The organism is Coprococcus sp. AM100_B19A, assembly GCF_027662015.1.
In the GTDB taxonomy this organism is placed as follows: domain Bacteria; phylum Bacillota; class Clostridia; order Lachnospirales; family Lachnospiraceae; genus Allocoprococcus; species Allocoprococcus comes.
Map to the genome: position 1 here is coordinate 64,732 of NZ_JAQDKN010000016.1, position 10,553 is coordinate 75,284.

15 protein-coding genes are annotated in these 10,553 nt (G+C 47.7%); 13 read left to right on the top strand and 2 right to left on the bottom strand.

All coding sequences use genetic code 11. The annotated features are described in order from the left end of the window. Positions 1–23: 23 nt before the first annotated feature. Complete coding sequence (locus tag PGQ33_RS13950) at positions 24–458, top strand: hypothetical protein (protein ID WP_270205920.1); 435 nt, start codon at positions 24–26, stop codon at positions 456–458. 98 nt (positions 459–556) lie between these two features. On the opposite strand, the gene PGQ33_RS13955 is transcribed toward PGQ33_RS13950, so the two are convergent. Then, positions 557–1,363 (bottom strand): helix-turn-helix domain-containing protein, encoded by an 807-nt coding sequence (locus PGQ33_RS13955; protein WP_109258343.1) that lies wholly within the window; start codon positions 1,361–1,363, stop codon positions 557–559. 483 nt (positions 1,364–1,846) lie between these two features. Between PGQ33_RS13955 and PGQ33_RS13960 the strand changes: the two genes are divergently transcribed. From PGQ33_RS13960 to PGQ33_RS13995, 8 genes are all read left to right on the top strand, one after another. Next, entirely contained in the window at positions 1,847–2,035 is a 189-nt protein-coding gene (locus PGQ33_RS13960) for a hypothetical protein (RefSeq protein ID WP_109258344.1), read from the top strand. After that, the gene (locus PGQ33_RS13965) at positions 2,032–2,373 is read left to right on the top strand and encodes a DeoR family transcriptional regulator (RefSeq protein ID WP_003020305.1); all 342 of its coding nucleotides are present in this window, start codon (positions 2,032–2,034) and stop codon (positions 2,371–2,373) included. Before PGQ33_RS13960 ends, PGQ33_RS13965 begins: the two co-directional genes overlap by 4 nt. Then, on the top strand, positions 2,366–2,662 hold the full coding sequence (locus PGQ33_RS13970) for a DUF3847 domain-containing protein (protein ID WP_109258345.1): 297 nt from the start codon (positions 2,366–2,368) through the stop codon (positions 2,660–2,662). The genes PGQ33_RS13965 and PGQ33_RS13970 overlap by 8 nt, the downstream gene beginning before the upstream one ends. Before the next feature lie 294 nt (positions 2,663–2,956). Continuing rightward, positions 2,957–3,277: a TfoX/Sxy family protein gene (locus PGQ33_RS13975; RefSeq protein WP_109258346.1), complete on the top strand. Its 321-nt coding sequence runs from the start codon at positions 2,957–2,959 to the stop codon at positions 3,275–3,277. A gap of 31 nt (positions 3,278–3,308) precedes the next feature. Then, positions 3,309–3,827 (top strand): signal peptidase II, encoded by a 519-nt coding sequence (locus tag PGQ33_RS13980; RefSeq protein WP_109258347.1) that lies wholly within the window; start codon positions 3,309–3,311, stop codon positions 3,825–3,827. A gap of 186 nt (positions 3,828–4,013) precedes the next feature. After that, complete coding sequence (gene mobQ / locus PGQ33_RS13985) at positions 4,014–5,594, top strand: MobQ family relaxase (RefSeq protein WP_270205921.1); 1,581 nt, start codon at positions 4,014–4,016, stop codon at positions 5,592–5,594. A gap of 65 nt (positions 5,595–5,659) precedes the next feature. Continuing rightward, on the top strand, positions 5,660–6,304 hold the full coding sequence (locus PGQ33_RS13990) for a CHC2 zinc finger domain-containing protein (RefSeq protein WP_044954158.1): 645 nt from the start codon (positions 5,660–5,662) through the stop codon (positions 6,302–6,304). After that, positions 6,273–7,610 (top strand): virulence-associated E family protein, encoded by a 1,338-nt coding sequence (locus PGQ33_RS13995; protein WP_055262336.1) that lies wholly within the window; start codon positions 6,273–6,275, stop codon positions 7,608–7,610. The genes PGQ33_RS13990 and PGQ33_RS13995 overlap by 32 nt, the downstream gene beginning before the upstream one ends. A 28-nt stretch (positions 7,611–7,638) precedes the next feature. On the opposite strand, the gene PGQ33_RS16870 is transcribed toward PGQ33_RS13995, so the two are convergent. Beyond that, on the bottom strand, positions 7,639–7,878 hold the full coding sequence (locus PGQ33_RS16870; RefSeq protein WP_021682886.1) for a hypothetical protein: 240 nt from the start codon (positions 7,876–7,878) through the stop codon (positions 7,639–7,641). Here PGQ33_RS16870 and PGQ33_RS14000 point away from each other — a divergent pair. The 4 genes from PGQ33_RS14000 to PGQ33_RS14015 form a co-directional block, all read left to right on the top strand. Beyond that, entirely contained in the window at positions 7,852–8,049 is a 198-nt protein-coding gene (locus PGQ33_RS14000; protein ID WP_003020324.1) for a hypothetical protein, read from the top strand. The two genes, PGQ33_RS16870 and PGQ33_RS14000, sit on opposite strands and share 27 nt — an antisense overlap. Further along, complete coding sequence (locus PGQ33_RS14005; protein WP_006060475.1) at positions 8,050–9,720, top strand: recombinase family protein; 1,671 nt, start codon at positions 8,050–8,052, stop codon at positions 9,718–9,720. It abuts the gene before it with no gap. A 123-nt stretch (positions 9,721–9,843) separates the two neighbouring features. Beyond that, positions 9,844–9,894: a hypothetical protein gene (locus PGQ33_RS17190; protein ID WP_235853306.1), complete on the top strand. Its 51-nt coding sequence runs from the start codon at positions 9,844–9,846 to the stop codon at positions 9,892–9,894. A 12-nt stretch (positions 9,895–9,906) separates the two neighbouring features. Beyond that, positions 9,907–10,553 (top strand): VirB6/TrbL-like conjugal transfer protein, CD1112 family (locus PGQ33_RS14015; RefSeq protein WP_270205922.1); only part of this gene is annotated, 647 nt, incomplete at its 3' end.

Consider the following 10,553-nt stretch of genomic DNA (forward strand, 5'->3'; position numbering starts at 1 on the left):
TTTATACGAACAATGAGATCGGCGTGCCTTCATCTAAGCTGGAGGCAGATATTCGTTCGTCGCAGAAGATTAAGGATGATTGGACGGTCGATGGAAGCGTTTCCAGCACGATGGCTGCATATATTTCTTACCCTCAGGATTTGAGTGACCATTCTTTTTCCGTCTATGTCAATCGTCCAGGACTTTCCTTCGGATATTTTTTCCGTGGAGGTGGAACTCTTTCGGGGATTCAAAGAGGAATTGTGGAGTTTACTGTAGAGGGATATAATGAACGAGCATTTATTTCTATGAATCAACAGCAGGTGCAACAACTTGAAATAGATGATGGCAACACAATTCAAGTGGTTGATATTGACCGCAATAAACCTTTTGCGATTGTCTTGCCTATAAATGCGGGTAATATTACTTTTTATGATGTAAATAGAAATACTGTGGAATATTGGAATAATCCTCTTTGACAAATTCCAGTTTGTCGTGCTAAAAATTCAACTGAATAACCACAGCATAAACCGCTGCTACATGGAAGCTAACACAACCATGCAACAGCGGTTTTTTGTTACCGTTTTTTCCTCTGGCTGATAGGCGTTCCCATTTTCTTTGATTTTTTGAGAATCCGAATGAGCCAGCGGAATTCTTCTTCCGACAGATTTTTATAGTTGATACCGAGTTGCTTGCAATAAAGGATGACCAGCTTTTCATCCCGACTACCCTTGAATTTTTCGACCGCTTCCAGATTTTCTTTCAGTTCATCGGCAACGGTGGTCTGTGGGGCACTTTCACTATCCTTTTTGTGGGCTTCCCGAATATCCCGGATAATGAGGTTGAGATCATCCAGCACCATGTGGCTGAAATATTCATCATCGCTGATATGGGCGGCTTGTAGCACTTTCAAATGGGGGTCATCTTCGCCGGGGCGATACCGTTCAATGATTTCATGCCGGACAGTATCGACAAGGGCGTTGAGGTTTTGAATCTGCATGGTGGCAATCCCATCTACATAAATCTCAATGTCCGCAAGAAACTTGATAAAATCCTTATGAGTGGCAAGCTCACAGAGCAGACGGTTGTTAATTCGACCGCTTTTCAAAAGTGCCACCATCTCATCGTTCAAATGAAGCCCTGTTAATGGTGTGTTGATCTGTTCCCGGTTCTCTGTCCGGCACAGCAGATAATCAACGGAAACCTCATAGAAGTCTGCCAGCGTGATAAGGTTGCCATGATTGATTTCCTTATAATCCTCTTTCTCATAACTTCCAAGAGCTGATTTGGAAATGCCCGTCAGCTCTGATAATTCTTCCAAATTTAAGCCTTTGTCCTTGCGGAGTTCCCAAAGACGTTCCTGTATGGTAGTTGCTCCTTTCATGGGCGCACGCTCCTTTCCAGCGGTTGTATTTCTGCCGCTTAACTGGATTATATCACACTTTCCGCAATCGTGGAAATTTCCGATTTTTACCCTTAATTCCTACTTTGTGGACATACGGCACAGGGCACAAAAATGTTCTATGATACAGGTAGTTCATCGATGCATTATTCCAATCGAATGACCAGCCTGTGTGGGATATGCTTCCCCGGCGATGTAGCGCCATGACTTTTGGCGGGGATATGGAGGAACCCTGACCAAAACGAGCGTACCAACGGGAGCGATACGCCGCTGTGAGATTCAGGGGAGGAACGACACCGGGGAGAACTGGCGAACTGACACCGAAATGATACCGAAACACGACAATCTGATAGGGAGATAGTCTACCCTATCGTTGATACTTCGGGAGATTTTAGGCGGCTCTATGGCTGTAATTTTGCCGAAAATCGCCCCGAAACCATACACTAAAACGGGAGGAAACACAATATGCCGAGAATGAGTAAAAAGAGGAAATATGAGCTTTCCTTTTACCTCAATAACCGGGGGCGTGTCACTTACAACGAATTATGCCGGAAATGCCAGCATGGGTGCAGGCAGAGCTTCCGGGCGGTTGTGATTGACTGCCCCCGTTATTTATCCAAACGAGCAAAGAAAAAGGAGGCACACACCGAATGAATTTTGAATTTATGACGATAGACACACCCTTGCCGCCCTGTATGCCCTTTCCCAGAGCGTTGACAGGATTTCCAGTCAGCAGCACCGCAAAGGTCATGTACTGCCGGATGCTGGACGCTATGCTGTCCAAAGGGCAGGAGGACGAGAACGGAATCCTGTTTGTCTGCTTCCCTGTCACAGCCATTGCCGCAGTCCTGTCCCGCAGTCCCATGACGGTCAAGCGTTCTCTGAATGAACTGGAAACCGCCGGACTTATCATGCGGGTGCGTCAGGGCGTTGGAGAACCAAACAGGATTTATGTGCTGATACCGGGAAAGGAGGACGCTGCCCTTGCCTGATACCTCAAAGCTGGAAAAGCTCAACAGGGAGCTGGAGAAAAGCGAAAAGAAGCTGCGGAAAGCCATTAATGATGAAAAGGTATTGCAGCACCAGTTGAAGCAGCTTACCCGAAAGGAACGGACGCACCGGCTCTGTACCCGTGGCGGTATGCTGGAAAGTTTTCTGCAAGAGCCGGAACGCCTGACAGATGATGATGTCATGATGTTGTTGAAACTCATTTTTCACAGGCAGGACACGCAGGAACTATTGAAAAAACTGCTGGAACGGGAGAAGCCGGAAACCCCTTAGTTTACTAAGGGCGCAATTATACACCACCCAGAGGTTGGTGCATTGCGTTCTCCGAAGGCTCCTCGCCGGAGGGCTGTGATTTTCCGCAGTCATGGTCTGCTTCAAATCAAACAGGGGACGCTACGCTTCCCCTGCGCTGGCTGCCGCCAGCTACCCTTTTGTGGACTTGCCATCTGGGGACACCTTGCGTTGCAAGCTGTTCCCAGCCGACAAGTTTCATAAAATATGCTATCTTTTCGATAAGCAATAAAGTATAATGAAGTCAGTAATAAATTTAGAAATTGAGGTAAAGTTATGGCATCCAGCAAAGAATATTTAGAATTTATTTTAGGTCAGTTATCTGACTTGAATGAAATTACCTATCGAGCTATGATGGGCGAATTTGTCATTTATTATTGTGGTAAGATTGTAGGCGGTATCTATGATGATAGATTACTTGTCAAACCAGTAAAATCAGCAATAAGTTATATGCCAACGGTTTCGTATGAGTTACCTTACGAGGGAGCAAAAGAAATGTTGTTGGTAGATGAAGTTGATAATAAAGAGTTTTTGACAGGATTGTTTAATGCTATGTATGAAGAATTGCCTACCCCTAAATCGAAAAAGAAGAAATAATAAAATAATAATTTGAGAGGAAGTATTACTGATGGAAAAGTTTAAGCCGTTTATTATACCTGTGGCATTATTGGTTCTAATTGACCAGATGGTTAAAATAGTAATTTCAAAAGTATTTATGAAATACGAATTTGATATAATAGCCAAAGTTTTAAGATTTAATCCAGAACTAAATACTCGTTTATCTTATGCTGGCAATTTCTTCGAATTATTATCAAGTCCGTTTGTTACCATTTTATTGAATGTGTTTGTTTTGTTCCTCTTTTTATCAGGATATATGCTATATCAGGCAAAAAGAGCACATACAAGTTTTTGGGTAAAAATGATAATGATTTGTGGCATATCGGGATGTTTATGTAGCTTGATTGATAAGGTGTTTTGGGGTGGAAGTTTAGATTTTTTGCAGATACCTACCCTTTTTATTTTTGATTTGAAAGACTGCTATCTTACAGTTGCAGAAGTTATATTTGTTGTTATTGGAATTTTGAATAGCAAAGAAATATCGGTTAAAGAGTATTTACATTTTTGTTGTAACAAATTTAGCTTGTAAACTTCTGGTTTATTATTTCTTATACATCGGGTCAACTTGTCCCGAACTTTCACAACTAAATACCCGCCACCTACAAAGCGGCACACCGAGCAGGAAATCTAAAAAAGATCTCCTGCTTTTTTTCTGCCAAAAATGAGGTGGTAAAACTCCACCCCATCCACCAAGCATAGAAAGGAGGGACACAAAATGCCATGTCCACACAACGAAATTTCTATTGTACAGCGAAGCCAACAGCAGTCTGCGGTTGCCGCCGCTGCCTACCAGAGCGGCGAAAAGCTGTTCTGTGAATACGACCAGGAAGTGAAGCACTACCCGGAAAAGCGTGGTATCGTCCACAATGAAATCCTGCTCCCGGCAAATGCCCCACGGTCGTATGCAGACCGCAATACCTTATGGAACGCCGCCGAAGCGGTGGAAAAGCAATGGAACTCCCAGCTTGCAAGGCGGTGGGTGCTTACCATCCCAAGAGAAATACCACCTGACCAGTACGCTGTCCTTGTCCGGGAGTTTTGTGAACAGCAGTTTGTTTCCAAAGGCATGATTGTTGACTTTGCCATCCATGACCCCTATCCGCCGGGACACAATCCCCACGCCCATGTCTTGCTCACTATGAGGGCAATGGACGAACATGGGAAATGGCTTCCCAAGAGCCGCAAGGTTTATGACCTTGATGAAAACGGGGAACGGATAAAGCTGCCATCCGGCAGGTGGAAAAGCCACAAGGAGGATACAGTGGACTGGAACGACCAGAACTATTGTGAAATCTGGCGGCATGAATGGGAGGTCATCCAGAACCGCTATCTGGAAGCCAATGACCGCCCGGAGCGTGTGGACTTGCGTTCCTATGCCAGACAGGGGCTTGATATAATTCCCACTGTCCATGAGGGTGCTGCTGTCCGGCAGATGGAAAAGCGTGGTATTCAGACGAATATCGGCAACCTGAACCGGGAAATCAGAGCCGCCAACAGTCTGATGAAGTCCATCCGGCAGCTTATCCAAAACCTCAAAGGCTGGATTACCGAGCTGGGAGAAAAACGAAAAGAACTGCTTGCACAAAAAGCGGCGGAGGAAGCAACACTTCTTCCCAATCTGCTGATGAAGTATATGGAGATACGAAAGGAAGAACGGAGGGACTGGACGAGGGCTGGACAGAACCGGGGGACTTCACAGGACTTAAAGGCAGTCAGCGAAGCCCTGTCCTATCTCCGGCAAAGGGGGCTTTCCACTGTGGAGGACTTAGAAGCATTTCTGGAATCTTCCGGGAAATCAGCCGCAGATTACCGCAATCAGATGAAGCCAAAGGAAGCCCGCAGCAAAGTGATTGACGGGATTCTTGCCAGCCGGACAGACTGCAAGGAATGTAAGCCTGTCTATGAGAAGTACCAGAAGATATTTTTCAAGAAAACAAAGGAGAAATTCAAACAGGAACACCCGGAGGTTGCCCGGTATGCGAAAGCCGCCGCCTACCTTGCCAAGCACCCGGACGATAAGGACAGTACCCAAAAGGAGCTGCAAGAGGAGCAGGAAACGCTTCTGGAAGAAATTGCAGCCCTGAAAACACCGCTGACTGAGGTACAGGAGGATTTGAAGAAGCTGCGGGACATTCGCTACTGGGTACGGAAAGCCACCCCCGGCACAGAGGAAAGCAAAGAGCCGCCCAAGAAGCAGCCCATCAAGGAAGTCTTGCGGGATAAGGCAGACGAGAAAAAAGCACAAAGAACTGCCCCGGCGCAGACAAAACACAAACAACAGGATATGGAACTTTAACAGGCACTTGCCATTTTCAATCAGAGAATGTCAGGTGCTTTTCTTATTTTCAAGGAGGGATACATTTGAATGTATTTGAAGCTGTGAAGCAGTCCGTCACAACAAGACAGGCTGCGGAGCATTATGGAATCCATGTAGGTCGGAACGGGATGGCTTGCTGCCCGTTCCATAACGATAAAACCCCAAGCATGAAGCTGGATCGGCGTTACCACTGCTTCGGCTGCGGTGCGGATGGGGATGTGATTGATTTTGCCGCCGCCCTGTATGGGCTGGGAAAGAAAGAAGCCGCCGTACAGCTGGCACAGGACTTCGGGCTTTCCTATGAGGACTGGAAACCGCCGGGAAAGGCAAAAAAGCCCAAGCCCCGGCAGAAATCCCCGGAGGAACAGTTTCAGGAAGCAAAAAACCGCTGCTTCCGTATTCTTACCGATTATCTTCACTTGCTTATGGCATGGAGAACGGACTACGCCCCGCACTCCCCGGAGGAAGCCTTTCATCCCCGGTTTGTGGAAGCCTTACAGAAGCAAGACCAAGTGGAATATCTGCTGGATGTGCTGCTGTTCGGGGAGACAGAGGAAAAAGCGGCTTTGATTACGGACTACGGAAAGGATGTGATACAGCTTGAACAGCGAATGGCAGAGCTTGCAGCCGCAGACGCAGCAAGAACTAAAAAACACCATGAACGCCATGCAGCCGCCCCAGAGCATTGAGGAAATCAAGGCGGGGCTGGAAACCACCGAGAAAGGCGGTGTCCGTCAGAGCATCCGGAACTGCCTGACCGTATTCCAGCGTGACCCTCTGCTTTCCGGGGCTATCGCATACAACATCCTAACTGACCGCAAGGACATCATAAAGCCCATCGGCTTCCACAGAGAAAGCACCGCCCTGAACGATACGGACATGAAGTATCTGCTTCTCTATCTGGAAGAAACCTATGGGCTTACCAATGAGAAAAAGATTGATAACGCCATCGGGATTGTGGCGAATGAAAACAAGTACCATCCCATCCGGGACTACCTAAGTGCCCTTGTGTGGGACGGGACAGAACGAATCCGTTTCTGTCTGCGGCACTTTCTGGGGGCTGACGCAGACGATTACACCTATGAAGCGTTGAAGCTGTTCCTGCTGGGTGCAATCTCACGAGCCTTTCAGCCGGGGTGTAAGTTTGAAATCATGCTCTGTCTGGTAGGCGGTCAGGGGGCTGGCAAGTCCACCTTCTTCCGTCTGCTGGCAGTCCGAGACGAGTGGTTCTCCGATGATTTGCGGAAGCTGGACGATGACAATGTGTACCGCAAGCTGCAAGGTCACTGGATTATCGAAATGTCGGAAATGATGGCAACCGCCAACGCCAAGAGCATTGAGGAAATCAAGTCATTTTTAAGCCGGCAGAAAGAAGTTTACAAGATACCCTATGAAACCCACCCGGCAGACCGCCCCCGTCAGTGCGTGTTTGGCGGCACTTCCAATGCCCTTGACTTCCTGCCCCTTGACCGTTCCGGCAACCGCCGCTTTATCCCCGTCATGGTGTACCCGGAGCAAGCCGAGGTTCACATTTTGGAGGACGAAGCTGCTTCCAGAGCCTATATCGAGCAGATGTGGGCAGAAGCTATGGAGATTTACCGAAGCGGCAGGTTCAAGCTGGCTTTCAGCCCCACCATGCAACGGTATCTCAAAGAACACCAGCGGGATTTTATGCCGGAGGACACCAAAGCCGGAATGATACAGGCGTATCTTGATAAGTACACCGGGAGCATGGTCTGTTCCAAGCAGCTTTACAAGGAAGCCTTGAACCATACCTTTGACGAGCCGAAGCAATGGGAAATCCGGGAAATCAACGAGATTATGAACCAGTGCATTACCGGCTGGCGGTACTTCCCGAACCCAAGAATGTTTTCCGAATATGGCAGACAAAAGGGCTGGGAGCGTGAAAACCCGGCAACGGACTCCGGCAACCCGTCTGAAAAAACGATGGATGGTTTTGTGGAGGTCACAGAACAGATGGAGCTTCCATTCTGAAAATGACCGCCCGTTGCACCCCCTGTTGCTATCCCGTTGCCGATCCGGTTGCCGGGGAAAACCCCTTATTTCCGGGCTTTTCTCCCTTATAACAACCAAAACAACAGAAAAATAAAAGAAAAGTATAAATAGTAACCATCGCCAGATTGAGATTGTTTGCAAGGTCTTTTGAAGCCCGTTGCCGGACTTCGTTGCCGACACCCTCTGTCTGGCTATTTTCATGTATGGAGGATAACTGCCTATGGCAAAAAACAAAACAGAGATTCATGTTACAACGGTATTTGACGGGGAACTGGACGCAACCGATGTGTTCGTCAGCCTGATTTCCCAGAAATACGGTAAGACAAATACGAAAGAATATCTTGCTAAAAGGAAAGATATGAGCTATAATGAAGATGAGGTTCAAAAGAGCCAGATACCGTCTGGATTGTGTGGGTAAATGGCTATGATGAACGAAATGGAATACAGAACAATCGGTTCGGCACTTGCCGGAGGGTATCGTGCAGCGGTCTATTGCAGGCTGTCAAAGGACGATGACCTGCAAGGCGAAAGTGCCAGTATCGCAAACCAGCGTGATATGCTGGAAAAATACTGCGAAAAGCAGGGATGGGAGGTTGTGGCAGTCTATCAGGACGATGGCTTCACAGGTCTTAATATGGAGCGTCCTGATTTACAGAGAATGTTGAGAGCCATTGAGCGCAGGCAAATCAACCTTGTCATCACGAAAGACCTCAGCCGACTGGGGCGTAACTATCTGCAAACCGGGCATTTGATTGAGGACTTTTTCCCAAGAAACGGTGTTCGCTATATCGCCATGAATGACGGTATCGACACCCTGCGTGATAACAACGATATTGCCCCGTTCAAGAATATCCTGAACGAGATGTACAGCAAGGATATTTCCAAGAAAGTCCATTCCTCTTATCTTCTGAAAGCGCAGAAAGGACAGTTTACCGGGTGTCTTGCCCCGTTCGGGTATCGGAAAGACCCGGAGGACAAAAACCATCTGCTCATTGACGAGGAAACCGCCCCGATTGTGCGGCTGATTTTCGGATATGCCCTAAACGGTCATGGTCCGAACTATATCCGCAGACGGCTGGAGGAAGAAAAAATCCCCTGCCCCACATGGTGGAACCGGGAACGGGGGCTTCGCAATACCCGCACCAAATGGGAAAAGAAAGACCCGGAAAACGGGCGGTATATGTGGGACTTCTCCGTTATCAAAGACCTTTTGATGAATCCCGTCTACACCGGGGCGATTGCTTCCCAGAAAAAGGACTACCGTTTCAAAATCGGCACGATTGGGGAAAAGAAGCCGGAGGACTGGATTGTGGTGGAGGGACAGCATGAACCGCTGATTGACCGCATGAGCTTTGACATTGTGCAGAACAAGCTGAAATCCCGCCAGCGTCCGGGGCAGACCAATGAAATCAGCCTGTTTGCCGGACTGATAAAATGCGGTGAGTGTGGGAAGTCACTGACGATACGCTACACAAACGCAAAACATCCCCAGCAGATTTACTCCTGCAAAACCTACAATGCCTTTGGAAAGAACCACTGCACCCAGCACCGGATTGATTATGACACCCTTTACAGCCATGTGCTGCGGAAAATCCGGGAATGTGCCAGAGCCGCCCTGATGGACGGGGAAGCGGTTGCCGACCGCTTGACCAATACCTGTGAAGCCGAGCAGCGGGAACAGCGGGAAGCAATGGAACGCTCCCTCACAAGGGACGAGGAACGGATTGAGGTTCTGGACAAAATGGTAATGCGGCTTTATGAGGATATGATTGCAGGGCGTATCAGTGAACAGAATTTCAACACCATGCTGGAAAAGACACAGACCGAGCAAGCGGAGCTTAAAGCAAAAGTGTCCGAGGGCAGAAAGCGGCTGTCCGATGAAGTCCAGCTTGCCAATGACGCAAAACAATGGGTGGAAGCCATTCAGGAATACGCCAACATTACAGAGCTGGACGCAGCCACCCTTAACCGCTTAATCAAAGAAATCGTCGTGCATGAGCGCATTGACGAAGATAAAACAAGACACATTTCTATCGAAATTCATTTTAATCTCAAACCCATCCCAGAGGTGGAACAGGTCACTGCCTGACCTGTCCCGCCGGGACGGTTCTCTTAAAAACACCATATAGATTTTTTGTACGCCGCCGCCCGCCATCGAGCAGAGTTTTACACCTAATTGGGGATAAAACAGCTGATGGCTGGTGCCGGAATCATGCTGCTGGGAACTACCCTGATTCCACAGCTGGCAACATTGTTCTCTTAAGAGGAGTGGTAGATGAACACCATCATTGAGAGAATTACGGAAGCGATAAAGGATATCCTGATCGGGCTTATCAAGTCCTGTTTGGATAACATGTTCACGTCTGTCAATGAGCAGGTGGGAACCATAGCCGGGCAGGTGGGACAGACACCGCAGGGATGGAATGCCGGAATCTTCAATCTGATCCAGAACATTTCCCAAACGGTGATTGTCCCCATTGCGGGACTGATCATCACATTTGTCCTGTGCTATGAACTGATTACGATGGTAACGCAGAAAAACAATTTCCATGAATTTGAGACTTACAACATTTTCCTCTGGATCTTTAAGGCGTATGTAGCCATTTATCTGGTGACGAATACGTTCAATATCACGATGGCGGTCTTTGACGTTGGCCAGCATGTGGTCAACAATGCCGCCGGAGTAATTTCCGGAAACACAGCAGTGGACGCATCGGAAGCAATCACAAGGATTGTGGATGCACTGGAAGATATGGAACTGGGGGATTTGTTCTTGTTATCCATGGAAACGCTGCTGATCAGTATTACCATGCGGATTCTGTCGATCATTATAACCGTTATTTTATACGGAAGAATGATAGAGATTTACCTTTATACTTCCATAGCACCAATTCCGTTTGCCACCATGACCAATAAGGAATG

Excerpts from the sequence above, each read along its gene's own strand:
- PGQ33_RS13955 (WP_109258343.1), bottom strand. The coding sequence starts at position 1,363 with ATGAAAGGAGCAACTACCATACAGGAACGTCTTTGGGAACTCCGCAAG.
- PGQ33_RS13960 (WP_109258344.1), top strand. The coding sequence starts at position 1,847 with ATGCCGAGAATGAGTAAAAAGAGGAAATATGAGCTTTCCTTTTACCTC.
- PGQ33_RS13965 (WP_003020305.1), top strand. The coding sequence starts at position 2,032 with ATGAATTTTGAATTTATGACGATAGACACACCCTTGCCGCCCTGTATG.
- PGQ33_RS13975 (WP_109258346.1), top strand. The coding sequence starts at position 2,957 with ATGGCATCCAGCAAAGAATATTTAGAATTTATTTTAGGTCAGTTATCT.
- PGQ33_RS13980 (WP_109258347.1), top strand. The coding sequence starts at position 3,309 with ATGGAAAAGTTTAAGCCGTTTATTATACCTGTGGCATTATTGGTTCTA.
- mobQ (WP_270205921.1), top strand. The coding sequence starts at position 4,014 with ATGCCATGTCCACACAACGAAATTTCTATTGTACAGCGAAGCCAACAG.
- PGQ33_RS13995 (WP_055262336.1), top strand. The coding sequence starts at position 6,273 with ATGAACGCCATGCAGCCGCCCCAGAGCATTGAGGAAATCAAGGCGGGG.
- PGQ33_RS14000 (WP_003020324.1), top strand. The coding sequence starts at position 7,852 with ATGGCAAAAAACAAAACAGAGATTCATGTTACAACGGTATTTGACGGG.
- PGQ33_RS16870 (WP_021682886.1), bottom strand. The coding sequence starts at position 7,878 with ATGAATCTCTGTTTTGTTTTTTGCCATAGGCAGTTATCCTCCATACAT.
- PGQ33_RS14005 (WP_006060475.1), top strand. The coding sequence starts at position 8,050 with ATGGCTATGATGAACGAAATGGAATACAGAACAATCGGTTCGGCACTT.